This is a genomic window from Colwellia sp. MEBiC06753 (assembly GCF_053470325.1).
The window spans coordinates 1-24,940 of the sequence record NZ_JBQMTM010000030.1; the positions used below are offsets into that span (position 1 = coordinate 1).

At 40.3% G+C, this 24,940-nt stretch carries 24 protein-coding genes and 2 tRNA genes; 9 read left to right on the plus strand and 17 right to left on the minus strand.

The window, feature by feature from the left end:
• Positions 1–3 precede the first annotated feature (3 nt).
• Positions 4–96 carry an IS3 family transposase gene (locus ACOB82_RS17295; protein ID WP_448212447.1) on the plus strand — a complete coding sequence of 31 codons (93 nt, stop codon included), beginning with the start codon at positions 4–6 and terminating at the stop codon, positions 94–96.
• A gap of 198 nt (positions 97–294) precedes the next feature.
• Here the strand turns inward: ACOB82_RS17295 and ACOB82_RS17300 are convergent, their stop codons facing one another.
• From ACOB82_RS17300 to ACOB82_RS17355, 12 genes are read right to left on the minus strand one after another with little or no spacing between them, the layout of a single operon-like run.
• Positions 295–2,013 (minus strand): ATP-binding SpoIIE family protein phosphatase, encoded by a 1,719-nt coding sequence (locus ACOB82_RS17300; protein WP_448214257.1) that lies wholly within the window; start codon positions 2,011–2,013, stop codon positions 295–297.
• 4 nt (positions 2,014–2,017) lie between these two features.
• Positions 2,018–2,326, minus strand: a complete 309-nt coding sequence (locus ACOB82_RS17305; protein ID WP_448214258.1) for an STAS domain-containing protein — start codon at positions 2,324–2,326, stop codon at positions 2,018–2,020.
• 15 nt (positions 2,327–2,341) lie between these two features.
• A complete protein-coding gene (locus ACOB82_RS17310) occupies positions 2,342–3,514 on the minus strand; it encodes a methyl-accepting chemotaxis protein (RefSeq protein WP_448214259.1) in 1,173 nt (390 codons plus the stop codon).
• Positions 3,507–4,589, minus strand: coding sequence for a protein-glutamate methylesterase/protein-glutamine glutaminase (locus tag ACOB82_RS17315; protein WP_448214260.1), 1,083 nt, complete (start codon positions 4,587–4,589; stop codon positions 3,507–3,509). Before ACOB82_RS17315 ends, ACOB82_RS17310 begins: the two co-directional genes overlap by 8 nt.
• Positions 4,590–4,603: 14 nt before the next feature.
• Complete coding sequence (gene cheD, locus ACOB82_RS17320) at positions 4,604–5,266, minus strand: chemoreceptor glutamine deamidase CheD (RefSeq protein WP_448214261.1); 663 nt, start codon at positions 5,264–5,266, stop codon at positions 4,604–4,606.
• A 16-nt stretch (positions 5,267–5,282) separates the two neighbouring features.
• Positions 5,283–6,128, minus strand: a complete 846-nt coding sequence (locus tag ACOB82_RS17325) for a CheR family methyltransferase (RefSeq protein ID WP_448214262.1) — start codon at positions 6,126–6,128, stop codon at positions 5,283–5,285.
• An 8-nt stretch (positions 6,129–6,136) separates the two neighbouring features.
• Positions 6,137–8,896 carry a methyl-accepting chemotaxis protein gene (locus tag ACOB82_RS17330; RefSeq protein ID WP_448214263.1) on the minus strand — a complete coding sequence of 920 codons (2,760 nt, stop codon included), beginning with the start codon at positions 8,894–8,896 and terminating at the stop codon, positions 6,137–6,139.
• A 17-nt stretch (positions 8,897–8,913) separates the two neighbouring features.
• A complete protein-coding gene (locus ACOB82_RS17335; RefSeq protein ID WP_448214264.1) occupies positions 8,914–9,405 on the minus strand; it encodes a chemotaxis protein CheW in 492 nt (163 codons plus the stop codon).
• Between the two features lie 6 nt (positions 9,406–9,411).
• Positions 9,412–9,936 carry a chemotaxis protein CheW gene (locus tag ACOB82_RS17340; protein WP_448214265.1) on the minus strand — a complete coding sequence of 175 codons (525 nt, stop codon included), beginning with the start codon at positions 9,934–9,936 and terminating at the stop codon, positions 9,412–9,414.
• A complete protein-coding gene (locus ACOB82_RS17345; RefSeq protein WP_448214266.1) occupies positions 9,936–12,143 on the minus strand; it encodes a chemotaxis protein CheA in 2,208 nt (735 codons plus the stop codon). Before ACOB82_RS17345 ends, ACOB82_RS17340 begins: the two co-directional genes overlap by 1 nt.
• A gap of 5 nt (positions 12,144–12,148) precedes the next feature.
• Positions 12,149–12,511 carry a response regulator gene (locus tag ACOB82_RS17350; protein ID WP_448214267.1) on the minus strand — a complete coding sequence of 121 codons (363 nt, stop codon included), beginning with the start codon at positions 12,509–12,511 and terminating at the stop codon, positions 12,149–12,151.
• A gap of 20 nt (positions 12,512–12,531) precedes the next feature.
• A complete protein-coding gene (locus tag ACOB82_RS17355) occupies positions 12,532–12,813 on the minus strand; it encodes an STAS domain-containing protein (protein WP_448214268.1) in 282 nt (93 codons plus the stop codon).
• A 301-nt stretch (positions 12,814–13,114) separates the two neighbouring features.
• On the opposite strand from ACOB82_RS17355, the gene ACOB82_RS17360 reads away from it, so the two are divergent.
• The 5 genes from ACOB82_RS17360 to ACOB82_RS17380 all read left to right on the plus strand — a co-directional run bounded on the left by ACOB82_RS17360 (position 13,115) and on the right by ACOB82_RS17380 (position 16,673).
• Positions 13,115–13,948: a hypothetical protein gene (locus ACOB82_RS17360; RefSeq protein ID WP_448214269.1), complete on the plus strand. Its 834-nt coding sequence runs from the start codon at positions 13,115–13,117 to the stop codon at positions 13,946–13,948.
• A gap of 129 nt (positions 13,949–14,077) precedes the next feature.
• Positions 14,078–15,292 carry a M24 family metallopeptidase gene (locus ACOB82_RS17365; protein WP_448214270.1) on the plus strand — a complete coding sequence of 405 codons (1,215 nt, stop codon included), beginning with the start codon at positions 14,078–14,080 and terminating at the stop codon, positions 15,290–15,292.
• Positions 15,293–15,379: 87 nt separating this feature from the next.
• On the plus strand, positions 15,380–15,949 hold the full coding sequence (locus ACOB82_RS17370) for a septation protein A (protein WP_448214271.1): 570 nt from the start codon (positions 15,380–15,382) through the stop codon (positions 15,947–15,949).
• Between the two features lie 13 nt (positions 15,950–15,962).
• Positions 15,963–16,265 carry a YciI family protein gene (locus tag ACOB82_RS17375; RefSeq protein WP_448214272.1) on the plus strand — a complete coding sequence of 101 codons (303 nt, stop codon included), beginning with the start codon at positions 15,963–15,965 and terminating at the stop codon, positions 16,263–16,265.
• Positions 16,266–16,277: 12 nt separating this feature from the next.
• Complete coding sequence (locus ACOB82_RS17380) at positions 16,278–16,673, plus strand: lysozyme inhibitor LprI family protein (RefSeq protein WP_448214273.1); 396 nt, start codon at positions 16,278–16,280, stop codon at positions 16,671–16,673.
• Positions 16,674–16,748: 75 nt separating this feature from the next.
• Here ACOB82_RS17380 and ACOB82_RS17385 read toward each other — a convergent pair whose 3' ends face one another.
• On the minus strand, positions 16,749–17,822 hold the full coding sequence (locus tag ACOB82_RS17385) for an AI-2E family transporter (protein WP_448214274.1): 1,074 nt from the start codon (positions 17,820–17,822) through the stop codon (positions 16,749–16,751).
• 140 nt (positions 17,823–17,962) lie between these two features.
• Here ACOB82_RS17385 and ACOB82_RS17390 point away from each other — a divergent pair, with 140 nt between their 5' ends.
• Positions 17,963–18,877 (plus strand): TIGR01777 family oxidoreductase, encoded by a 915-nt coding sequence (locus tag ACOB82_RS17390; RefSeq protein ID WP_448214275.1) that lies wholly within the window; start codon positions 17,963–17,965, stop codon positions 18,875–18,877.
• A 105-nt stretch (positions 18,878–18,982) separates the two neighbouring features.
• Here the strand turns inward: ACOB82_RS17390 and ACOB82_RS17395 are convergent, their stop codons facing one another.
• Together ACOB82_RS17395 and ACOB82_RS17400 are read right to left on the minus strand one after the other, a co-directional pair.
• On the minus strand, positions 18,983–21,487 hold the full coding sequence (locus ACOB82_RS17395; protein ID WP_448214276.1) for an ABC transporter permease: 2,505 nt from the start codon (positions 21,485–21,487) through the stop codon (positions 18,983–18,985).
• A complete protein-coding gene (locus ACOB82_RS17400) occupies positions 21,480–22,214 on the minus strand; it encodes an ABC transporter ATP-binding protein (protein WP_448214277.1) in 735 nt (244 codons plus the stop codon). The genes ACOB82_RS17395 and ACOB82_RS17400 overlap by 8 nt, the downstream gene beginning before the upstream one ends.
• On the opposite strand from ACOB82_RS17400, the gene ACOB82_RS17405 reads away from it, so the two are divergent.
• Together ACOB82_RS17405 and ACOB82_RS17410 are read left to right on the plus strand one after the other, a co-directional pair.
• Positions 22,213–22,833 carry an arylesterase gene (locus tag ACOB82_RS17405; protein WP_448214278.1) on the plus strand — a complete coding sequence of 207 codons (621 nt, stop codon included), beginning with the start codon at positions 22,213–22,215 and terminating at the stop codon, positions 22,831–22,833. The two genes, ACOB82_RS17400 and ACOB82_RS17405, sit on opposite strands and share 2 nt — an antisense overlap.
• 1 nt (position 22,834) lies before the next feature.
• On the plus strand, positions 22,835–24,409 hold the full coding sequence (locus tag ACOB82_RS17410) for a cation:proton antiporter domain-containing protein (RefSeq protein WP_448214279.1): 1,575 nt from the start codon (positions 22,835–22,837) through the stop codon (positions 24,407–24,409).
• A gap of 177 nt (positions 24,410–24,586) precedes the next feature.
• On the opposite strand, the gene ACOB82_RS17415 is transcribed toward ACOB82_RS17410, so the two are convergent.
• Both ACOB82_RS17415 and ACOB82_RS17420 read right to left on the minus strand, forming a co-directional pair.
• Positions 24,587–24,662: transfer RNA gene (locus tag ACOB82_RS17415), tRNA-Glu, on the minus strand.
• Between the two features lie 155 nt (positions 24,663–24,817).
• A tRNA-Glu gene (locus ACOB82_RS17420) sits at positions 24,818–24,893 on the minus strand.
• Positions 24,894–24,940: the final 47 nt, after the last annotated feature.

The window sequence follows — 24,940 nt, forward strand, 5'->3', positions numbered from 1 at the left end:
TACATCGAGCCGTTTTATAATCAGAAACGGCGACATTATAAATTGGGGAACATCTCACCAGCAGAATATGAGATGAAATTAAGAAAAAGAGCCTAAAGAAGTCTCCAAGTTTATTTGACTGTTACAAACAGCTCTAAATACTGTTGATCATCATCAATAATTAATAGTTTATGTTTAACATCACTCATTGTCTTCCCTTAACATCAAGTTACGTGTTGGTAAATCCAATATCGCTTACCTTTTCTTAGCTATTAAAGCTCATCAAGCCCAAATCAAACCTAAATTAAACCTAAATCAAACGACGGCATAATCAGCAACCACTTCAGTACCCTGCTCTCTAAAAGTTAACTGTTCACAAAGTTGTTCCACTAAGGTAATTCCTCGGCCACTTAATGCTGCTATATCACTAACCTTAGATGCTCGGGTTTCTTGGTACGCTTTATAATCGAAACCTTGGCCACTATCCTTAACCACAATTTGAATTCGACCACCTTGTTCCATTTGAAAGTATTTCAGCGTCAATTCGACAAAGCCACTTTCCAATTGTTTCAATCGTTTTTCACGTTCATGAAAATAAAGGGCAAAACCTTCAGCTTCTTTTTTCAGTTCAGAATTTAACCCCAATACCCCATGATCCAAGGCATTGATATATAACTCAGTTAATACGGTAAATAAATTTTGCCAATGTTCAGCGTTACCTTCTATTTCATTGACACTCCCCATCGCCATGGGGATGGGATTGACACTGGCTAACTTGGCGCCAGAAAGCTTAATGTGCCAGCGCCAATCTGAACTTTGTTCAGGTAATTCAACAAAGTGTGACTCTTCTTTGTGAACAATCGCCATGTTTTTAATTGCTGCGCGCCAGCCATCACATGGTACGTCAATTAACGAAATATCATCTTCTTGTGAAGTGCCTTGGCAAAACGCTTCTAAATCGCTACAGACTGTTGCAACGACTTGCTTTGCTTCAATGGCCCTTTTCGCTACTCGCTCAAAGCGTTCTATACCATACATATCACCTTGCTGGTTGCGAGCCTCAATAATACCGTCACTTAATAACAAGACATGATCTGACAGTGCTATGGGTATCACCGACAATTGACTACCGGTTATTAAACGTTTTACTACGCCTAATGGCGGATGCACAGAAGGAATTCTATGTTTTATATTTCCTTGATTGTCATAAACATATGCATCAGGTAGGCCCGCGTTAAACATATAGGCAGTGGCATCGTGGGAAGACACACTGACAAAGGTTGCGGCTAAAAATAAATCCGACGGTAATAAATCGTGAAGCTGAGAATTTATTTGACTAATAATTTCAAATAATGAAAATCCTTTTCGGGTCATGACTCGGAAGGTTTCAGCCAGTGGAATCGCACCAATTGAAGAGCGTAAGCCATGGCCAGTAAAGTCCCCTAAGAGAACATTAACATCGCCGTTAGGGCATTGTGCGGTTAACTGTATATCACCACTAAATAATTCTGCTGGTTTTTTTAAGATACCAATTCTATCTAGTGCATAATTTCGCGCTTCAATAACGCCAGACATTAATTGCTCGGCTAGCTCAGCATCTTGGTATTGGGCTAATTGCAGCGACTTAACTTGAGCATACAAGTCACTAATTCGCTCTAGAGACTTTATTTTTGCTTTAAATACTTCGGGAGAAAATGGCCGCACCAAAATGCCATCCCCCCCTGCTTCGATACTTTCAATAAATGCCTGTTCGGTATCCATACTGGTAATAAAAATTAATGGTGCCAGTGTATTACTCGACAACGATTTAATTTCTCTCGCTGCCTGATAACCATTCATCACGGGCATATTAATATCCATTAAAACTAAGTCTGGTTGGTATTTAATATAACTTTCGACACCATGCGCACCGTCATTGGCGGTAATAACCTGATAACCAGCTTCCTTTAGCAACACACTTAACACTCGGCACTGCATTTCAGAGTCATCAACGACTAGTGCGAGTTTATAATCACGCGGTTGCAGGTTATTCATTGGGCTACTGCTCAATAGTCATTAATCGGTGAAATTGGGCAATTTCTAATATTTTTGCTACAGAATCATTAGGCTGTCTAATAATCACTTGGCCTTCAATCTTTTCAGCAAAATCTTTAAGCAGTAATATCATTCCTAATGCAGAGCTATCCATGTAAGAAGTTTTAGACAGGTCCAATATAAAGATACTGCCCTTTTGCGTTTCACTGATATAGGTATCTCGAAAAATTTGATGCAGTGAAAAATCAAAACGATCATCAATGCTAATAATGACTTCTTGGTTATTTTCACCCATCGTTTTCTTTACCGACATGTAACTATCTCCTAGTTAAAATAATTCAATATCACCTTCATCCATTGATGATTGGGATACCGAGCGGCTTAAATTATCTTGTCTGGTTTGCTCAACACTTTCCTGACATTGAGCTCTTATCAATTCGAGTTGTTCTAAAAAATTTTCACCTGTTACGTTTTGCAGAGCTTGGCTAAGCGCAGATAAATTAGCAATATTTTTGCTCAAGGCATCAATGGTTTGATAGGTAAGATCTTCAAATTGCAACGATCTAACCCCGACTGCGGCAGTTTCATCAATTTGTGGTGAAATTTCCGCTAAACGATTAACTGCAACTTGCGTATCTTGATTAACGTGGCCTACATGCTCCATCATCACCCGTACTTTATCTTTAGCTTCTAGTGTTGAGGTCATATCCGCCGATGCCATCAACTGTACTGACTCTCTAAGGCTGGCAATGGTTTTACGCGCATCGTCTACTTCGCTGCGGATATCATTATTTAACTCAGTTGAGCTTACTGAAAGTGAGCGTACTTCATTAGCCACTACCGCAAAACCTCGTCCAGCATCACCTGCTCTGGCCGCTTCAATAGCGGCATTTAACGCCAGCAAATTAGTTTGACTTGCTAAGTTTTCCACTTGCTCAAGTAACGAAAAAATACCATCAAACTTTTTAACCATTTCATCGGTATAGTTCATGGTTTCTAAACTTTGCTTACTGGTGTTAACTATGACGCCGACAAAATCTTCTAAGGTTTTATTCGAGTCTTTTACAAAAGACTCCAGCGTTGTTTGCCCTTCATCGCCAATATTTTGATTCGTATGAATAACCTCATTTATCATGCCTTGTTGTTCAATACTTAACGATTGCAAATGTTTAAAACTGTGGGAAATTCCCTGCGTTGCATCTCTAACAAGTTCTGTTACCCGTTGATGCTCTTGAGTAATAATGGCTAACTCTTGAGCGATTGATTCACTTAAATGCGCTAAGGTTTCTAGTACTAAGCTATTATCTGCTTCTGGTTCATTTTCAACTTGGGTTAGCTCATTCGCTGTTTGCTGTGACTGCCAAAACACATAAATAAATATCGCCAACACTATGACCAGAATTGCATTGATATAACTGACACCAAAAAAGATGTCGTTAATAGCAATAGCCCCTGCAATTGCCAACATAACTGCCAATGATTTCATGTTAAACTCAGCCATTAATTGCCTCTTTCATTTCTTGCCGAGAGAGTTTTGCAAACGCTAAAACTTCTGAGGCAACCTCTAACAAAGAAACAGCCTTAGTATGCGCATTGATAGCAAACGCACTGCCAGGCATTCCCCATATTAAGCTTGACTTCTTATCCTGAATTAAAGTTCTTGCGCCATTGTTTTTCAATGTCAGCATGCCTTGTGCACCATCTTGCCCCATACCAGTTAATAGTACCGCTTGAACATTGTCGGCCATGCTTTCTAATGAGTTAAATAAAACATCAACGGCGGGTTTATGGCGGTTAACTGGTGCTGAATCGTCTAAATTACAAAACAACGACCCTCCTTTAGGTACTACCTTTAAGTGTTTATCACCTGGAGCAATATAAACGTTTCCTGCTTTTATCTTTTGTCCATGCTTAGCTTCATGAACGGAAGCAGCACTGCAAGCGTCTAGTCGCATCGCAAATCGCTCACTAAATTTAGGTGGAATATGCAAGGTTATGACGACTGGCGGGCAATTCGATGGTAGCACTTGCACGACTTTTTTTAATGCTTCGGTTCCACCAGTAGATGCCCCTATTGCCACAAGGTGGTTTGAGCGTTTACAACCAGTAAAGGCTAAGGTTCTAGTATCTGATGGTTTATCGACGGCGGCACTAACTTGGAAACTTTTATGATCAACATCTACTGCTGAATTCAGTTTTTCTATTAGTAAATCTTTAAACGCCATGCGATCAGCAAGCAATTCTTCAAAACTGGGTTTCGCAATAAAATCGACCGCACCAATCTCCAACGCCTCTAACGTTATGTCAGCCCCTTTGCTGGTTAACGTTGATAACATGACAACGGGCATGGGTCGTAACCGCATTAAATTGCGCAGAAAGGTAATGCCATCCATTTTCGGCATTTCAACATCTAAGGTCAAAACGTCAGGGTTTAACTCTTTGATTTTTTCTCGAGCGACAAAAGGATCTTGCGCTTCACCAACGACTTCAAACTTGGGATCTGAGCTGACGATTTCTTTTATAATGCTGCGAATGACAGATGAATCATCAACGATCAAGACTTTAATCTTATCCAAATTGCTACCCTTCATTAAAACAGCTCAACATCGCCATCAATTAATTGGCTATCGATACGAGAGCGATAATCTTTTTCTCGTTTGGCAATTGTGTCGTTATGTAAATTATCTAATCGTTTAACAAATGCTTTACCGGTTAATGGTTCAAACAACACTTTTCTTGGGTGAACAGAGCCAATGTCATGGCTGACTACGTCAATACCTTCTGTCGATAAATAATCAAAAACAAATTGGATATTTCGCTCGCCCACATCCGACATATTTTTCAATACTCGTCCGCCACCAAACACTTTTGCTTTTAGGTAATTACGATGACCGCCATGTTTTAAAATATTGTTAATTAAATGCTCCATGGCAAAATTTCCATAACGGGTGGCATCAGATGCTAGGCCACGTTGTCCCCAATCAACTTCATGTGCATGTTTATCGGTTAACGGCAACATAAAGTGATTCATGCCGCCAACTTTTCCTCGTTCATCCCAAATACATGCTGCAATACAAGAGCCTAACGTGGTTGATATTAACAATTCACTTGTCGTCATATAAAATTCACCCGGTAATATCTTTGCTACTACCGCTAATCGTTGTTTATCCCAATAATGGTTTATATGTTTAAACTCTGGATAACAACGCGCCAAAACTGACTTAACTTCTAACGACGTTTGTTTAAGTACCACAGCTACCACCTTTAGGTTATTTAGGCTTTCTAAATATAGTGCGCCCAACGTTTTCAAAATAACGCTGAAAACTACCCAAATTTTCACTGTGTCCTAACATCAATAAACCTCCTGGGGGTAAAATTTCGTAATAACGCTCAAACAACTCTTGCTGGGTTGGCTTATCAAAATAAATAATGACATTACGACAAAGCACCACATCAAATTTTCCCGTCATCGGCCAGTCATGTAACAAATTTAACTGTTTAAACGTAATTAGATCTTTAACTTTTTGGCTGACCTTAACTTTATCTTTATTCGCTCCCTCACCTTGTTTAAAAAACTGCTTTTGAATATTGACTGGTACATCATCAATTTTCTGAGCGCTGTATACCCCAGCTTTAGCCACTTCAAGTACATTACTATCTATATCTGTTGCCAAAATTTTAATATTCCAGCTGGTTAAATAGCTTGCAAAGGACTGGTACGTGGTTATCGCTAAACTATAAGGTTCTTCTCCTGTAGAACTTGCCGACGACCAAAGCCGTATGCGTTTACTCGCTTTATTTTTAACTAGCAATGCTGGAAATTCCGTTTTTGCTAAATAGTCAAAGTGATGCTTTTCACGATAGAAACTGGTTAAATTCGTTGTAATTGCGTTAATAAAGTAAGCATTTTCCGACTCAGGATTAGCTTTTAGCAAAGTGCAGTAATCGGCGAAACTGGCAAGCTTACGCTCTCTTACTACCCGCGTAAGCCGTCGATAAACCATTTCCCGCTTTGACTCGCCTAAAACAATACCTGACGAGTTATAAACGTAATCGCAAATAAATTTAAAGTCGCTGTTACTTAAGGTAAAAGCCCTACTTCTAGTCCCTGACATTTAATGTCCTAAAACTCTTCCCATTCATCATCTACTTTGGTTTTAGGTCGAGCCACAGGTTTAGGTCGAGATATTGGCTTTGCAGTTGTAACAGTTCTAGATCTTGTTGTTTGTTTTACTGGTTCATCTTGGTCACCGTTATTAAAAAATGCGACTTGTTCTAATAGCGATTGTGATTGTTCTTCCATCGACTTACTTGATGCAGCAGCTTCTTCAACTAACGCAGCGTTTTGTTGAGTCATTTCATCCATTTGACTTACAGCTGCACTAACTTCACCAATACCCGCAGATTGCTCTTTACCAGCGCTATCGATATCACTGATCATTTTGCCAACTTCTTCAATCGCAGTGACCAACTCATTGAAAGTCTGGCCGGTTTCATCAACTAACTTAGTGCCTTGACCAACAGCTTCAACGCTATCATTAATCAAGCCTTTGATTTCTTTTGCAGCCCCTGCCGAGCGCTGTGCTAAGTTTCTCACTTCGGCGGCTACCACGGCGAAGCCTCGCCCTTGTTCCCCTGCTCTTGCTGCTTCAACTGCCGCATTTAGCGCCAGCAAATTAGTTTGAAAGGCAATTTCATCAATAACACTAATAATGTCGGCGATTTTCTTACTGGACTTGTTAATATCACTCATGGCAACAATGGCATTTTTAACTACATCACCGCCATTTTTCGCTTTGTCGACCACAGTTGTCGATAACTTGCTAGCTTCGGTAGCATTTTCAGCATTCTGTTGAACCGTACTGGTTAGTTCTTCCATGGCAGAAGCTGTTTCTTCAAGGCTTGATGCTTGAGATTCAGTTCTATGACTAAGTTCATTATTACCTTCTGCAATTTCTCTCGCTGAATCAAAGACATTAGTAGAAGCAATGCGGATTTCATTGACCATATTACTTAAATTTTCAATTGAGCCATTCATGGCTTGCGCTAAGGCTAAGAACTCCCCACCATAACTGCCATCCATAGTTTGAGTTAAGTTACCGTCAGCCAATGATTGTGCAACGGCAATCGCGTCATTAATCGGCTCAATAATCGCATCCATTAAGCCATTAATATTATTGCCCAGTGTTGCCATAAAGCCTTGGTAATTAGAAGTGTCAATGCGACGTTCTAATTCACCTTCTATCGCCGCATTAATTAAGCCTTCAACTTGCGCTTGAGCATCTTTTTGTTCGGTTAAATCAAGCCATTGCACGGCATTGCCGACATGATTTCCTTCATCATCTTTTAGCGCTATAGCAATCAATTCAAACACTAAACCAGCAACGGTTATTTCGGTGTTATAAGGCAGGTTATCTGGGTTCCCTAACAGGTTTTGTTGGTGTGCTGGTTTTTTATGGAAAGAATCAAAATTGCTACCAACAATGTTGTCCACTTTAAATGATGGCAGAACTTTCTGTAAGTCTGCTTCACGGCGACGTAGCATATTCTTCACCGAAGGGTTGGCGTAAACAATATTGCCTTTAGTATCTGCCATCATCAGGTTAGTCGTCATGCCTTCTACAGTCGACATTAGACGACCCACTTCAACCGCTTTACTTCGTGCTTGCGTTACATCCTGCCACTCTAGGGCGTTACCAATATACTTACCTTGAGCATCGTTAATCGCGGTGACATTAAGCTCAAAAATTAAATCTTCGATTCTTATATCGGTATTAAAAGGTAAGTTGCTTGGATCTGCTAGCAGTTTACGTTGATGGTCTGGGTTTACATGAAAACCATCGATACAAGTGCCGAGAATAGCGTCTTCATCAGCTCTAAATCCAGGCCACTTTTTAGCAAACGTAGCTTCATGTGTACTCAATAACTTTAACGTAGCTTGGTTGACGTAAGTAATATTGAAGTCTCTGTCAATAAACATCGATGGCGTATTGGACTGATCAACCGCACCTTGCAGCTGAGCGGCTTTATTTTCTTGCTCACGCGCACTGGTAACATCCTGCCATTCCAAGGAGTTACCTATATAGTTACCGTTTGCATCATTAATTGCAGTGACATTGAGCTCTATGGTGAGAAACTCAATTTGAATATCTGTTTTCCAAGGCAAATTCGTAGGGTCTGATAATAATTTGCGTTGATGATCTGGGTTGGCATGAAACATATCAATACACGCGCCGATGATTGCTTCTTTTTCTGCAACAAATTCAGGCCACTTCATTTTAAATACGGCTTCATGTTTTTTTAACAAGACCATAGTCGCTTCATTGACATAGGTGACTAAAAAGTCTCGGTCTATCATCATAAATGCAGTAGAAGATTGGTCTAAGGCGCCTTGCAAGCGAACAGCTAAGTCATTGTGATTGGTTACCGTCTTATCCATAATTATCTCTTTTTCTTCAGTTGATGCCTGTTGATTATGCTCATTGGCGGCATTTACCATTGTTGTTGCCACTGTTTGATACATTGATGTCCACGCTTTTTTTACCGTTGCAGTAAACGCTTTATCTAACCCTTTAGCCAAAGTCGAAATTAGTGCTTCACCGACAACATCATAGTCTGCGGGTTTCACTCCGTATTTAACGTGGTTTTTCCCTAAATTTTCTAATGCAGGTTTAAGCTTTTCAGGCTTGTCTAATAATGAAATTGCCGTATCCAACATCGCCATAAGTTTTTTACCTTGGGCGGTAATATCTTCTTTAAATAACGGCTTTAGTTTGGGGTCTAACTCAAATAAGGTGTCATAAAAAATTTGGGCGGCTTGCGGCGCAATTGGTTTAACCTTGGCCCAGCTTTCCCTAATCGTACTAATTTGCTTTGGCGTCATATTGTTATTCCGTTGGTTTATGATGAAGCAAGTTCAGCCTCATCATTATCTGGCTCGACATCAAATAACTCATCTTGATCAAGTAACGTTTCGCTATCGAGTAAAATAATTAACTTTTCATCAACTGTGGCAATACCTTTTAAAAAGCAACTATCAATTTTTTTTCCTAATGCAGGAGGTTGACGAATATTGCGTATATCAAACTTATAAACCTCAGAAACTTCATCAACGACAATTCCAACAACCATCGCTTTATCATCAAGATTACTTCTTAAAATAATAGTCACGGTTTTATCGCCGTAGAGCATCGGCTTTTGTCCAAAGCGTAATCGCAGATCGACAATAGGAATGATAACCCCGCGTAAATTAATAACGCCTTTTAAGTAGTCTGGTTTATTAGGCAGTTCTGTAACCGTAGACAACACCCTGATTTCTTGGACACAGAGAATATCTACGCCATACTCTTCACCACTTAATTTAAATGTTAAATATTCTTGTTCTATAGCCATTTAGCATTACCCAACGCTATGCGCTTCAATTTGTTGCAAGGCTTCAACATTCAACAGTGTCACCACACCTGCACCTACATTAACCAGACCATTAACATAGTGTTGAGGGATCACACCACCCAACGCTGGCGCCGCTTTTATTTCACTGTCTTCTGCATTTAAGACATCAGACACAGCATCAACAACAAAACCAATAGTGCGACTTTCTTCTGCCGACTCATAAGATAGGACTATTACAACAGTCGTTTCACTGTAATCAGCTTCGCCAATACCAAATTTAACCCGTAAATCAACAATCGGGACAATAACTCCACGCATATTAATCACGCCTTTTACATACTCTGGTGAATTAGGAATGCGAGTCGGCTTTTCCCAACTTCGGATTTCTTCAACACATAAGATATCTACGGCATATTGCTCAGTATCGAGTAAAAACGTTAAGTATTGTTCGCCGCTGGTGATGAAATCGATACCTTCAAGTGAATATTCACCCTCTACCGGGATGTCTTTGGCCAATGTTTGAATATCCATTAACTTTCAACTCCTGCGTACATGATTGGTGGACGCTGATGCTGTTTATGAAGCGCACTTTCTTGAGCCATTTGAATAATGCCGGGAATATCAAGGATCATCGCTACCGAACCATCACCGAGAATAGTAGCGCCAGAAATCCCAGAGACATCTTGATAATTATCTTTCAAGCTTTTAATTACCACTTGTTGTTGGGCCAACAGATCATCAACCAATAAACCAACCTTTTGCCCCTCTGCTTCAACGACAACCAATAAGCCATTAGCAACCGTTATGTTGTCGGCAGGTAAGTTAAATAAACTGTAAATAGGGATAACAGGGACATTGTCTTCACGCAGACGATACAACACCATGTCACCGGAGACTTTATTGATCTGCTCTGCTTTTGCCTGCAATGACTCAACGATGGTGATAAGTGGAATGACAAAGACTTCTTCGCAAACCCTAACTAACTGCCCATCTAAAATGGCTAACGTTAAAGGCAAGTGAACCTTAAATGTACTTCCCTCACCGGCAGCTGAGTCAACTTGAATCCTGCCACCTAGTGATTGAATATTTTTTTTCACGACATCCATGCCAACACCGCGGCCGGAAATATCACTGATTTGCGCAGCGGTTGAAAAACCTGGTTCAAAGATAAGTTCAAATACTTGGCTATCAGACAATACCGTTTGTGGTTCAACTAGGCCCTTTTCAATGGCTTTGCTGAGTACAGCCTCACGATTAATACCACCACCATCATCCTTTATTTCAATGACAATGCTACCGCCTTGATGATAAGCATCTAGCCAGATCGTACCTTTTGCAGGTTTACCTGCTGCAATTCTTTTTTCTGCTGTTTCGATACCATGATCAACGGCATTTCGCACTAAATGCACCAGCGGATCGCCAATTTGTTCCATCACGGTTTTATCTAATTCAGTACTTTCACCGTGAATAATCAGCTCGATATCTTTGCCCGTTTTAATCGATAAATCGTGAATAAGACGAGGAAAGCGGTTAAAGGCAAAGCTAATTGGCAGCATGCGAATACGCATGACACTTTCTTGTAATTCTTTGGTGTTTTGCAGCAGTTGTTCTAGGCCAGCGGTAAGTTTTTCAACTTTTGATAAATCAAAATCATTACCTAACTCAGACAACATACTTTGAGTAATAACCAATTCGCCTACGAGATTAATTAAACTATCGACTTTATCTACGCCGACTCGAATTGAACCACCTTCTGATTTTGATTTAGCCGGAGTTTTGGTATCTTTTTTAACACTATTATTTTCAGTATTAGCAATAGGCTCAACGGCTACAGGGCTTTCATCTGTTGAATCAGGAATGGTAGTAGCACTTGAAGCTACAGCATTGTTTTCTGGCTCAACTTCCCCATTAATAGCTTGCTCTGTTGCTGGCTGTTCAGCTTCTGTATTTAAACTGGTTTGATTACTAACGCTGGCGTCAGCAGAGTCAGCCGATACACTAATTTTTTCAGGCGTTACATCAATAATGTCGAGTTGGCACTCATCTTCCACCCACTCAAATACTTCACGAATATCCTCTTCCGTTGCCTCAGAGGTTGTTAATAACAATGTCCATTGTAGGTACAGTTCTTCAACATCCATTTCGGCAAGTGGAGGCAATTGTTCAGTACTGGCAACTACCTTTACCTCACCTAAGTCTTCTAAGGCGCTAAACAACAATAAGGGATCGTTGCCCGTTTGAACTAAGTGATGTTCAGGTATAAAAGTGATTTGCCATACTCGTTCGTCTATTGTTACAGCTTCACTAGCGGCGTTATCAGTTATGCTGTCGGTTTTTGCAGAAGTAACACTACCTTCTCCTGCAAGCAATAACTCTAACTTTTTAGCCGTGGTGGCTACTTTGTCTTTGTCATAGTCTGTCTCGTCTTGAATAGCCTCAATCATCAAGCGAATACAATCTACTGACTCTAAAAGCAGTTCCACATCTTCAGCAACAATGGCTCTTCGGCCATCGCGCATTTCATCCATTAACGTTTCTACATGGTGAGTAAATTCAGTGACATGTGAAAAACCGAAGGTGCCAGCACCACCTTTAATAGAGTGAGCTGCACGAAAAATTGCATTAAGCGTTTCAGCATCTCCTTGCTCTAGTGTCAGCAAGCTAGACTCCATTAACTCCAACCCTTCAAAGCTCTCTTCTAAGAAGGTTGGGATAAATTGCGAAAGATCGACACTCATTGACGTTACCGAATTACACGTTTAATTGTTGCCAGCAATTTTTCAGGGTTAAAAGGTTTGACTAACCAGCCCGTTGCACCGGCTTCCTTGCCCTTAAGCTTCATATCACCACTGCTTTCGGTGGTTAACATTAAAATGGGGGTGAATTTAAAAGCGGGAAGTTTGCGAAGTTCACCGCAAAGCGTAATACCATCCATGATTGGCATGTTGACATCAGAAATGACTAAATCGAAACCACCACCTTTTGCTTTGGTTAATCCTTCCTGACCGTTTGCTGCTTCCACAGTGTCGTAACCAGCTCCCTTTAGTGTAAAACTCACCATGTCACGGATTGAATTTGAATCATCAACTACAAGCACTTTGGCCATATAAACTTTCCTTTAAATCATTAACTTTGTGGTTCAAGATATTGCGTCAAAATTGCATCATTTATGCCCAATTTAAGTATACTTTCTCTAATCATTGATGAATGGATGTGCCAAGTTACATCTTTATTACAGGTTACAAAATGGTGCGTCATTGATAGGAGCAGCTGTACACCTATGGTGTCAATTTTATCGACATCAGAGTCGTCTATTTCTATGGAATCGCAGTCAGCAACATAGTCCATTAATAACTGTTTAAATTCCTGAGCTTTGGCAATCGTAAGTTCGCTAGGTAATTTGAACATCGCTATCCTTTTCTAATTATCATTATAATTTTTAGTGGCTTATAAAAAATATAGGCCATCTTTGAATGGCGTCAAGGCGATAACGAAATAAAATACCAACTAAGTATTTGTATTGCATTTACTTAACAATACTTAGCTAATGAAAACATATTTAACCTACTTTTTTTCGCAAAATACGCGCGATGAGCAGTGGAAAAAAGCGTGCTATTTTCCGGCAAAAAACAATTACCAAAAGGTCATTGATTTAATCATGACAAGTTATTATGGTTAATAAATCAACAATAAAAATAAGAGCGTTTTTATGCCTGCCGAACACATTAAAGCCCCTAGCCAAGTCTTCAAATGGTTTGAAAAAATGAAGGCTAATTATGAAAACTCTGTCAATGCCGTGTTAGCAAAGTTTGAACAATACAATGAAAAACAACAAGCTAGAGTTGATACTATAAATGAACAATATATCGCCGATATAAAACTTGCCCATCAACAGCAAATCTCTCAGCAGCAACAAACAATTGAACAACTGCAAAATGACATTCATTATTACAAGCAACAAGTTGCATCGCAGCAACAAACCATTAGCCAATTAAATGCGCGTTATGACACGGTAATGTCTACATTTCTCTCGGAGAAAAAACGCGACATTGCCATTGAAGCGATATTTTCTGACGACACAGCCAACGAACACAATTCGTTACACAATTCCTTAGACAGTTGCTCGCAAAGTTCAATTAACTATCCAGCTCAAAATGAACAAAAAGAACAAAAAGAACAAAAAGAACAAAAAGAAAGCCTAGATGTGGACAATAATGATGAAGATAGCAATCAACAGCAAGGAAATATTCTAGTAGAAACTTTATATCAAGAAGCTATAAATGCTCGCACCTCTGGTCAGTATCAAGACGCAGTGTCGTTATTTAGGCAAGCAGCGAAACTCGGTTGCATTAAATCTAGAGGCGCGCTTGGCCGCGCTTACTTTTTAGCTGAAGGGGTAGAAGAAAACCCTGCTCTAGGGTTGGCATGGCTATTAACGGCTGCTGAACATGGTTTACCTCAAGCCCAGCAGCGAGTTGAACACTTTTCAGCAGCTGAACCAGAACTACTCAAACAAGCAGAATCGCTAATACCATCACTTTAAATAATCGAGATTAAATACAATTCACCTTAAGTTATGCGAGGTTGTTCTTTATCAGGTATTTCTTTATCGCCAAACAAAATGTATATTGTATAATATTATTGATTTTTATTAGTTATAAGAGACAACTCGATGATTGGCATAGGTGGTAACACACAGACACAAGCGTTAGATATGCTTTTTGATATGACAGCAGATATAAAACCAATTGCGATAGCGGAATATCAAGAAAGGCTTAAAAAAGCGCGCCGATTAATGAAAGAGCATAATATAGATGCCCTTTATTTAAATGCAGGTACGAACCTTTATTATTTTACAGGTACGAAATGGTCACCTAGCGAGCGTATGGTTGCAGCTATTGTTCCCCTTCATGGCGATATAATTTATATTTGCCCGCATTTTGAAGTCGATACCCTTAAACAGTTTATGCAAGTTAATGGTGACGTCGTCGCTTGGCATGAGCATGAATGTCCTTATCAATTAGCCGCCAAAACCTTAGATAAAATAACCCCAACACTTTCAACATTGGCAATTGATGAATCGACGCCATTTTTTGTTGCTAACGGCCTCAATATGCAATTAGCGGGTGTTGCGCTAGTTGACGCTAAACCAATCACCGCTGGCTGTAGAATGCAAAAATCCGTCAATGAAATTGCCTTAATGCAACGTGCTAAAGATATGACCTTAGCTGTGCATAAAGCAACGGCAAGTATCCTTTATGAAGGAATTTCAACCGATGAAGTTAAATCGTTTATTCATCAGGCCCATAAAAAAGTAGGTGCCAAATCGGGGTCATCGTTTTGTATTGTGCTGTTTGGTGAAGATTCAAGTTATCCGCATGGCGTTATGTCACCGAAAAACCTAAGTTTAAATGATATGGTTTTAATTGATACTGGCTGCCTTGTTGAAGGCTATAACTCTGATATTACCCGTACTTATATTTTCGGCCAAGCAACTGAACGTCAGCAAAAAATGTGGCAAATAGAAAAAGAGGCACAACTTATCGCCTTTAATGCCGCCGAATTAGGTCAGCCATGTGGCAATGTCGACAAAGCGGCTCGCCAGTTTCTAGCTGACCAAGGCTTAGGGCCAGCATATCAAACTCCTGGCTGCCCTCACCGTACGGGCCATGGTATCGGTTTAGACATCCATGAGTGGCCTTACTTAGTGCAATCAGATCAAACACCACTTGCTGTTGGTATGTCATTTTCAAATGAGCCTATGCTGGTTATCCCTAACGAGTTTGGGGTGCGTTTAGAAGATCACTTTTACATGACTGAACAAGGCCCGAAATGGTTTACCGAACCAGCTCACAGTATCGACAACCCATTTGGCTTGGAAAAATAAGCTAATTGCTGAGATTTAATTGGCTATGGTTTGGTCTTTAGGTAGAATTAAAACCATAGCCTTTATTAATTGAAGTTCTCAGCGTCTATGCAAGCACTTTTCGAATACATTCCATTAGTTTTATTTTTCGTTATCTACAAATTTTATGATATCTACGCAGCAACAGGTGTACTGATTGTTGGTGCGGCACTGCACATCTTATATTTTATTGTGACCAAACAAAAAGTGCCGACCAAAAACTGGATTATCTTTGGCTTAATTTCCGGCTTTGGTGGCTTGACTATTTTCTTGCAAGACGACACATTTTTAAAATGGAAAGTTACTATTATTAATGAGTTTTTTGCACTTGCGTTATTAATCAGCCAATATGTATTTAAGAAGAACTTAATTAAACAGTTAATGGGTGAAGCACTGGAATTACCTGATAACATTTGGAATAAATTAAATTTAAGCTGGGTTGGCTTTTTCGCATTCTGCGGCATATTAAATGCCTACATCGCGTTTAACTTTAGTCAGGAAGTTTGGGTAAACTTTAAAGTATTTGGTCTTATGGGATTAACCTTTGCCTTTGCCATTGGTTCAATAATGGCACTTTATAAGCACTTTCCGCAACAAGAAGAGCAAAGCTCATCGGCCAGTGAAAAAAAACGAAAATAAGTAGAGTAGTAAAATGTATTACATGATTTATGGTGAAGATGTCGCCAACAGTTTAGGCTTAAGAATGCCGGTACGTGAGCAGCACTTAGCAAGAATTAAATTATTGCAAGATGAAGGCCGTTTACTCGTTGCTGGTCCTTGTCCAGCAATTGACAGTGAAAACCCTGGCGAAGCGGGCTTTACTGGCTCAGTAATAATTGCACAATTTGACTCGCTAGCTGCTGCGCAACTATGGGCAGAATCAGATCCTTATATCGATGCAGGTGTTTATCAGCAAGTTATCGTTAAACCTTTTAAAAAAGTTTTACCAGCCTAAGAGACTGATCAAATGATAAAGCGCTTGTCACTTTTAATCTTCACTTCGGTTTGCCTCAATCAGTCAGTGTTAGCAAAATCTGTAGCAGATTGTGATGAAAAATTTACTGATAATGTCGAGTATTCTCGGTGTCTTGACCTTGTTAAAGATAATGTAGAGCGAGAACTTCAAACCTGGGTCAACAATCAAGTATTTGTTTTAGAGGAAATGGCGCTAAAAACAGGCCGTACATCTCCGTTAAAAATGTTTAAGCGCTCGCAAGATGATTTTATTAAATTCAGAGAAAACAATTGTCGTTGGCAATACCTTGCTCTTTCTCCGGGTACGGGCGCAGCTCCTGCGTATAAAAAGTGTTTTATTACTATTTCGAAAAACCGAATTGATGAGCTTTCTGAATTTGTCGATTAGCCTTGCCTCTCGTTAAATTTATATTACCCCATTAAAAAAGGCCTTAACAGCCTTTTTTAATGGATTATTTTCTTATTATGACTCTTTCTCACCTTGGAACTCGGCATGCTCACGTGCAATATCATCTTCACTTGATAGCAACATAGCAAACCACTGCCCTTCTTTAGAGTGCTCTAAGCCGATTTTGATCACCATTGTCAGCGGTACCGATAACAGCATACCGACAGTACCTAGTAACCAACCCCAAAAAATTAACGACAAAAACACCACTAAGGTCGATAAACCTAACCCTCGCCCCATAAACCGCGGTTCAATCATATTGCCCATCACGGTATTAATTATCATATAGCCAAGCCCTATAGCGCCCGCAGGCGCAGCCCCCAGCTGGATGACCGCCAACGACATCGCCGGCACTGCGGCAATAATCGAGCCGATATTAGGGATGTAATTAAGTAAAAATGCTAACACTCCCCAAAGTAAGAAAAAGTCGAGACCAAAAGCCCAAAGCATTATTGAAACCAATACCCCTGTACCAATGCTGACAACCGTTTTAATCGCTAAATAATGATTAACTGACAATAAAAAACGATCGATTTGCTTCATCCGCATTTCAGGATCAATAAATGCATAATGCAGTTTTTTCGGTAACGAGCTGGCTTCAAGCAACATAAAAACGACGGTAATTATGATTAAAAATAAGTTCGCCATAACCCCGCCCAATCCACTTAACATATTGGCGGCTAAGCCCATCGCCGCACCAGGATCAAAATACTCCATTAATACAGCTGATGAGATGGAAATATTATAGTGAGCCAATTTATCGGTCAGCCAAGAAAATTGCGTTTTTAATTGCTCACGATATTCAGGTAATAATTGAGATAGTTCGTTTAACGAATTACCGACTAGGCTGGCAATAGACAGTGCTATAACCAAAAACAGGGCTATTACAAATAGCACTGAAATTCCTTTTGGAATTTTATATTCACTGGCTTTAGCAACGATTGGATTACAAATAATCGCGATAAATACCGATAATAAAAAGGGCACTAAAATATTGGTTGCGGTCTTTATACCAGCTAAGACAATCACGATAGCGGCTATCACCACTAAGCCTTTTAAAATCCCTGTTGAGGTATCATTAAGTCCCATAGTTCACACTTAATTTAACTAAATTACTCATATCTTGTTGGCTAGTAAGAGAAAATGCAACGGTTTTATCGGCTTTGCTAAACTTATCTAAAACCTGTGTCGTATTATTTTAACTAAACGTTACGTTGCTTGGCATTTTTATGAAAATTTTAATTACCGGTGGTACTGGGCTAATCGGCAGTGCCTTTATCCGACAATATTATCAACAGCATCAATTTACAGTGCTGACTCGATTTCCACATCAGCATACTTTTGCCAATGATGTTGCACACTCTATGACTTTGATCAATTCACTTAATACGTTGAATGATGTTAACGGCTTTGATGCAGTAATCAATTTACAAGGTGAACCTATTGTCGGTAAACGTTGGAATCAAGCACAAAAGCAATTGCTGATCAGTTCACGGGTAAAGATTACCCAACAATTAGTGCAATTGATAAACCAAAGTACTAAGCCACCTAGCGTGTTTATTTCAGGCTCGGCAATTGGCTTTTATGGACGGCAAGCTGCCAATAAAATCAATCAAGCAGCAATAACCGAATCCTTTGATCAGCCCTACCCTGAATTTAGTCACCAACTTTGTCAGCAATGGGAAAATACTGCACTACAGGCTAGTAGCAACACCCGCGTATGCTTAATAAGAACCGGCATAGTGTTAAGTGAGCGTGGTGGCGCATTACAAGAAATGCTTATACCGTTTAAATTTGGCCTAGGTGCCGTTATCGCTAGTGGTCAGCAAATGATGTCTTGGATACACATTACTGATATGGTCAAAGCGCTCGATCATATACTTAACACCGAATCACTAAATGGCGCGATTAATCTTACCGCCCCAAATCCAGTGTCTAATCGAGTATTTAGTGATGTGTTAGCTCATACGCTTCATCGGCCACGATTTATGGTGATGCCTGAGTTTGCTGCGAGGCTGCTTTTTGGTGAAATGGCAGACTTAGTTATTTACGGGCAATGCGTAGTGCCAGAAAAGCTATTAGCAAGTGGCTTTAACTTTGCCTACTCTGAACTAACACCTGCATTAAAAAGCCTAGTCAATTAACTTAAGAAACTAACTTAAGAAATTAACTTAAACATCGTTGACTAGGCCCGATAAAAAGCAACTATAGCCGCCTTATCGAATATGCAGGCTTAATGCTTTATTACCTTACATAGTACGGCGAATTAATGTAACGCTCGACATATTAAGTAAGCGCCAGCAACTTAACATGCCAATAGCGCCAACAAAACTGGCACCAGCAACAATACCCAGCCCCCAATATTCAATATGTAAACTAGGCGTCATGTTAAATACTTTTAACTGAATAAAAAATACCGCAATTTCCATGGCGATACCTGCCATCAAACCAGCAACAACACCTAAGCAAACAAATTCGAGCAGCACGCTATTACGCAGTAAACTGCCTTTTGCACCTAAGGTCCGTAAGATAGCAATTTCCCGCTCACGTTCTTCCATACTCGCTTGGACCTGAGCAATAAGCACCAAAGCTCCAGCAATCACCACCATGATCAAAATAAATTCCACTGCAACGGACACTTGATCGATGACATTTCGCAATTGATTTATTAACGCCTCGACATCAATCATCGAAATGGTTGGGTGTTGCATCAAAAATTGATTAAAACGCTCATTTTTATCAGCGGTGACAAAATGCGATGAAATATAAGTAACAGGAAAATCTTCCAGCACATACTTGTTAAACACCATAAAAAAGTTAGGCTGTAGTGACTGCCAATCCACTTTACGAATACTGGTCACTTTGGCAGTAAAATCTTCACTGCCTAGTTGAAAAGACAATTCATCGCCAATCACTATTGCCAAGCGCTCAGCAACACCTTGTTCAACTGACACTTGCGCTGAAGTGTCGTTTTCATCAAACCAGTTGCCATCAATTAACTCATTATTTTCTGGTAATTGCTCACGCCAAGTTAGATTGAGTTCTCGACCCACGCCTCGACGCTGCGCTTCAGGCGATTTTTCTTGTTCTTTTGTAACTTCTTGGGTTACAGAATCTTGGTTAATTGCCGTCAATCTGCCACGCACAACGGGATATAAACCACTGCCGGGAATATTATTATCCGCCATAAACTGATTAACCTCAGCAAACTGACTTTGGCTGATATTGACCAAAAAACGATTCGCAGTATTTTCAGGTAATTGCGCTTGCCATTCAGCAATCAAGGCACTGCGAATAACCAGAATTAATAACAATAGTTTGATGGCAATAGTAAAGCTGACCAATTGCACGCTGTTTTCTTTTGCACGACGTTTTAAATTGGCAAAAGCCAAATGTAGTGCTTTGCCTGATTTGCTGCCAGCACTGCGCCCTGCTTTCACTAATACTTGTCCGAAAAGTAACAAAATCACTGAGACAATCGCACCACCTAGTAGCAAGACTGCACTTAACAGCCAATTATTACTAAAAATAAATAACAGTAAATATAAGGCAACAATGGCTGGCACCATTTGCAACCAGTGAAAAACGTTATGTTCGAAACCTCGAATTACCGCTAGCGGCTTAATCGACACTAGTTGCTTCAACGGTACAATAGCAAACGCAATCGCACATAAAATTCCGGTAATAATGGCAATAATAAGCGGCTTCGTAATAGAGACTTGCTGCTGAATGTCTAAATAGCTTTGCATGGCATTAATGCCAAACTGCTGCAACACATAGCCAATTAATAAACCCGCTATTATTGCGATAACGCTTAACAAGCCCCAGTGTAAGCAATAAAGCTTGGTAATGTGTTGCTGCGTTGCGCCCATCGCTTTAAACACGGCAACCATAGGTTGATGACGTTGGCCATAACGACGACTAGCTACCGCTACCGCTACCGCACAAAGCACAATACCTAGCATACTGGCTAACGATAAATATTTTTCTGCACGCTCTAGTGAGGCTGACAGCGCCGAACGACTCGACTGAATATCATACCAACGTTGAGTTTCATTAACCTGCGGCTTTAACCACAGTTCAAACGCCTCAACATTATCCAGATCACCTGCAAACAATGCCTTATAGGTAAGCCTGCTTCCTGGCTGGATCAGTTCAGTTTTAGGCATATCTGCGACGTTAAGCAACACCACAGGACCAGACGTAAAGACACTAAAAGAGGCATCAGGGATCTGAGTAGCAACACCTGCGATGGCAAAATCAGCCATACCAATTTCTAGATTATCGCCAATTGCGACACCTAAAATATCCAATAACTTTTGTTCAACCCAAACTTCACCAGCACTCGGGGCTTTACTGTTCGCTACTTGCCCCAGCTCATCACGAACAAATAACTCGCCACGCAATGGATATTTATCCCCGACCGCGTTAATCTGGGCTAATTGCAGTTTGCCTTTGGCAAACACCATAGACGTCATTTCTATTTTTAACGCACTATCTAGCCCTAGCTCAGTACTTTTTTCAAAAACTGCGGGCTCGATTGGACGAGGCGAACGAAACACCCTGTCCGATGCGATAAATGATGTACTTTTACTTAAGATTGCCGCTTGAATTTGATGAGAAAATCCAGACAAGGTAAATACCGTGGCAACCGCCAACACAATGGCAGCAAAAATAATGGTTAATTCACCACGCCTTAACTCATGTTGCAGCAAACGTAACGATTGATTTATCCAAGTATTTGACCTACTCATTGACCGACCTTTTCAATGCTTTAACTTCCGCAGATTGCAGGCCGTTATCACTAACTAAACGACCGCTATCGACGACAACCTTTCGCTGACAACGTGCTGCCAGCTTTTCATCATGAGTCACCAAAATTAATGTTGTGCCATTTTGCTCATTTAAATCAAATAATAATTGAGCGATATGCCGGCCGGTTTTACTATCCAAATTACCCGTTGGTTCATCGGCAAATAAAATATCTGGTTGCGTAATAAAGGCTCGCGCAATCGCCACTCGCTGCTGTTCGCCACCCGACATTTGTGAAGGGAAATGATTGACTCGCTGTTCCAAATCAACAATCGCTAACAGCTCTCGAGCACGTTGCTCGGCATTAGGCATATTAGCCAATTCTGCTGGTAGCATGACATTTTCCAGCGCAGTTAAGCTATTTACCAATAAAAACTGTTGAAAAATAAAGCCGACATGTTGTGCGCGAATAGCGCTGCGCTGCTCTTCATCGAGCTTTTCTAGTGCCTGGCCTTTTAACTTAATGCTACCACTAGTTGGTACATCTAAACCGGCTAATAATGACAGTAAGGTAGTTTTACCTGATCCGGATGCGCCAACTATCGCTAGCGTTTCTCCTGCACTAACCGCTAGATTTATATCGGACAATAAGTCTAAAATGTGACTTTCTAAGGCTACAGATTTAGCTAAGTTATTTACTTCTAAAATAATTTCGGACTCTAACTTCATGTTTAAACGCGCTTCTCAATTTGTGTTAACCACTTTTCTGCTTTTATATTGCACTACTTTATTCGCCAGCACTAATGTGCTGTTACTCGGTGATAGTCTTAGTGCCAGCTATGGCATGAAACAAAACCAAGGCTGGGTATATTTACTTAATCAACAACTTAAAACGGAAAATGCCAACTATCAGATCATTAATGCTAGCATAAGTGGTGAGACCACCGCAGGCGGTTTATCTCGACTTCCTGGAATTTTATCGAAAGAATCGGTGGATTATTTACTGGTTGAGTTAGGCGGAAACGATGGGTTACGCGGCTTCCCACCTAACGTCATCAAGAATAATTTGTTACAAATTATCGAGTTAGCTAAAGCTGCCGGCATCCCAACTTACATTATGGAAATTAAGATCCCGCCTAATTATGGCCCTAGATATAATCAAATGTTTGCTCAAGTTTTCAAAGACGTTGCAGAGCAAGCGGATGTGCCGCTATTGCCATTCTTTTTAGAGTCAATTGCGATTAAACCCGAACTAATGCAAGCTGATGGCATTCACCCTAACATCGAAGCGCAAGCACAAATAAGTGCGCTAATGCACAAAGTCATTTCAACCATGGTAGAAAACTAATATGGAATTTATCTGGATACTGTTTGCGTTTTTCTGCGGTCTTGCCGCTAAAGTTGTGGCACTGCCACCTTCAATCGGTTTTCTACTTGCTGGTTTTATTCTTAACTTTTTGGGTTTCCAAGCAGATGGTTCGCTTGGCACCTTAGCCGATTTAGGTATTACTTTAATGCTATTTACTATCGGCCTAAAACTGAATATTAAAGATTTGACCAAAAATGAAGTATGGGTTGGCGCCTTTTCTCATACCAGTATTTGGCTGGTCGCCACGGTGATCTTTACTAAATTTATCGCGTTTTTAGGGTTAAGTTATTTTACTGGCTTATCGAACGAATTAGCGCTACTAATCGCCTTTGCCTTAAGTTTTAGCAGTACGGTTTGTGTGGTGAAATTACTGGAAGAGCAAGGGGAAATGAAAACTCGCCACGGCAAACTCGCCATTGGTATTCTGGTGATGCAAGATGTAATAGCCGTGATGTTTTTAGTACTGGCCACCGGAAAAATTCCAAGTATTTGGGCAATTGGCTTACTAGGGCTGATATTGGTTAAGCCATTGTTGGATAAGCTTGTTGCTTCGGTTGGTCATGGTGAGCTTATTCCGCTGACAGGCTTTTTCTTAGCGCTTGGTAGCTACGAACTTTTCGAACTGGTAAAGATAAAAGGCGATTTAGGTGCATTAATCATCGGCATGATGTTAGCCAACCACGCCAAAGCCAGTGAAATAAATAAAGCATTAATGAATTTTAAAGATCTATTCTTAATTGGCTTTTTCTTGTCGATTGGTTTTACCGCACTGCCGACTTGGGAAATGTTAGCAATTGCCTTAGTTATCTGCTTAATGTTGCCGGTCAAGTTTGCACTTTTCTTTGTCATTTTAAGCCGGTTAAAGATCAAAGCTCGCTCGGCATTTTTATCGGCGCTGATACTAACCAACTTCAGCGAGTTTGGCTTAATTGTCGCCTCATTAAGTGTTGAAAATGGCTGGTTAAGTAATGAATGGTTAGTAATATTAGCTTTGGCGGTTTCACTGTCATTTGTCTTTACAAACGTTATTTATCGTTACTCTGAATCACTATTTTCTCGAAACAAAACCACACTCATGAAATTACAACACAGCAAGCGTTTGGCTGAAGATATTTTCGTTCAGCCTTGTGATGCGCCAATTGTCGTTGTTGGTATGGGTCGTGTTGGCATGGGCGCATATAAGGCACTTAACCAACAAGTAGGCAAAAAAGTCTGGGGCTTAGACTCAGATCGCGACAAAATTAATTGGTTAACCGAAAGCGATTACCAAGCATTTTTTGGTGATGCCGAGTCTCGCGACTTTTGGGAAAACCTCGACTTATCAAAGATTACGCTAATTATGATTGCCGTACCATCAGTGCAAGATGCCATTAATATCACCACCCAATTACGCATTACCAATTATCAAGGGCAAATAGCCGCCATTGCACGGTTTGATGATGAACGTGAGCAACTGGAAAATTTGGGGATTGATCGAGTATTTAACTTCTACAACGAAGCGGGTGTTGGTTTTGCAGAAGAAAGCTTGGCGATGTTAAAAGTTGCTCAAGCTTAAAGTAAGGTTATTAAGCAACAAACTCCACAAGCGCTTTTTCTAAGTCAGAGAAAGCGCTTGTTTCTAGTTATTTAAGTCGTTAAATACAAATAAATTAATAACACCGACAGTTGCTAAAAATAATAATTGCCCAAAAAAGACGAAAAAAAAGCCGACATTACGTCGGCTTTCTTAATGTGGCATCCCGTAGGGGATTTGAACCCCTGTTACCGCCGTGAAAGGGCGGTGTCCTAGGCCTCTAGACGAACGGGACATCAAAACTTCAACATAAGCTTGCGCTTATTGCTTTGATGTAAGGCTTAAGGTGGCCTTACACGCTAATTTATTTAGTAAGCAATTTAGTTATATAAAACTAACTACCCTGCTCACTTGGAGTGCTGTACGACCTAGTGCACAACCTACCAAATGTGGCATCCCGTAGGGGATTTGAACCCCTGTTACCGCCGTGAAAGGGCGGTGTCCTAGGCCTCTAGACGAACGGGACATCAAAACTTCAACATAAGCTTGCGCTTATTGCTTTGATGTAAGGCT

What these genes read in the sequence shown, in the direction of transcription:
- ACOB82_RS17410 (WP_448214279.1), top strand. Translation starts at nt 22,835, where the DNA reads ATGGAATTTATCTGGATACTGTTTGCGTTTTTCTGCGGTCTTGCCGCT.
- ACOB82_RS17375 (WP_448214272.1), top strand. Translation starts at nt 15,963, where the DNA reads ATGTATTACATGATTTATGGTGAAGATGTCGCCAACAGTTTAGGCTTA.
- ACOB82_RS17395 (WP_448214276.1), bottom strand. Translation starts at nt 21,487, where the DNA reads ATGAGTAGGTCAAATACTTGGATAAATCAATCGTTACGTTTGCTGCAA.
- ACOB82_RS17390 (WP_448214275.1), top strand. Translation starts at nt 17,963, where the DNA reads ATGAAAATTTTAATTACCGGTGGTACTGGGCTAATCGGCAGTGCCTTT.
- ACOB82_RS17340 (WP_448214265.1), bottom strand. Translation starts at nt 9,936, where the DNA reads ATGGATATTCAAACATTGGCCAAAGACATCCCGGTAGAGGGTGAATAT.
- ACOB82_RS17330 (WP_448214263.1), bottom strand. Translation starts at nt 8,896, where the DNA reads ATGACGCCAAAGCAAATTAGTACGATTAGGGAAAGCTGGGCCAAGGTT.
- ACOB82_RS17365 (WP_448214270.1), top strand. Translation starts at nt 14,078, where the DNA reads ATGATTGGCATAGGTGGTAACACACAGACACAAGCGTTAGATATGCTT.
- ACOB82_RS17370 (WP_448214271.1), top strand. Translation starts at nt 15,380, where the DNA reads ATGCAAGCACTTTTCGAATACATTCCATTAGTTTTATTTTTCGTTATC.
- ACOB82_RS17335 (WP_448214264.1), bottom strand. Translation starts at nt 9,405, where the DNA reads ATGGCTATAGAACAAGAATATTTAACATTTAAATTAAGTGGTGAAGAG.
- ACOB82_RS17345 (WP_448214266.1), bottom strand. Translation starts at nt 12,143, where the DNA reads ATGAGTGTCGATCTTTCGCAATTTATCCCAACCTTCTTAGAAGAGAGC.
- ACOB82_RS17380 (WP_448214273.1), top strand. Translation starts at nt 16,278, where the DNA reads ATGATAAAGCGCTTGTCACTTTTAATCTTCACTTCGGTTTGCCTCAAT.
- ACOB82_RS17350 (WP_448214267.1), bottom strand. Translation starts at nt 12,511, where the DNA reads ATGGCCAAAGTGCTTGTAGTTGATGATTCAAATTCAATCCGTGACATG.
- ACOB82_RS17310 (WP_448214259.1), bottom strand. Translation starts at nt 3,514, where the DNA reads ATGGCTGAGTTTAACATGAAATCATTGGCAGTTATGTTGGCAATTGCA.
- ACOB82_RS17300 (WP_448214257.1), bottom strand. Translation starts at nt 2,013, where the DNA reads ATGAATAACCTGCAACCGCGTGATTATAAACTCGCACTAGTCGTTGAT.
- ACOB82_RS17355 (WP_448214268.1), bottom strand. Translation starts at nt 12,813, where the DNA reads ATGTTCAAATTACCTAGCGAACTTACGATTGCCAAAGCTCAGGAATTT.
- ACOB82_RS17360 (WP_448214269.1), top strand. Translation starts at nt 13,115, where the DNA reads ATGCCTGCCGAACACATTAAAGCCCCTAGCCAAGTCTTCAAATGGTTT.
- ACOB82_RS17325 (WP_448214262.1), bottom strand. Translation starts at nt 6,128, where the DNA reads ATGTCAGGGACTAGAAGTAGGGCTTTTACCTTAAGTAACAGCGACTTT.
- ACOB82_RS17305 (WP_448214258.1), bottom strand. Translation starts at nt 2,326, where the DNA reads ATGTCGGTAAAGAAAACGATGGGTGAAAATAACCAAGAAGTCATTATT.
- ACOB82_RS17385 (WP_448214274.1), bottom strand. Translation starts at nt 17,822, where the DNA reads ATGGGACTTAATGATACCTCAACAGGGATTTTAAAAGGCTTAGTGGTG.
- ACOB82_RS17400 (WP_448214277.1), bottom strand. Translation starts at nt 22,214, where the DNA reads ATGAAGTTAGAGTCCGAAATTATTTTAGAAGTAAATAACTTAGCTAAA.
- ACOB82_RS17405 (WP_448214278.1), top strand. Translation starts at nt 22,213, where the DNA reads ATGTTTAAACGCGCTTCTCAATTTGTGTTAACCACTTTTCTGCTTTTA.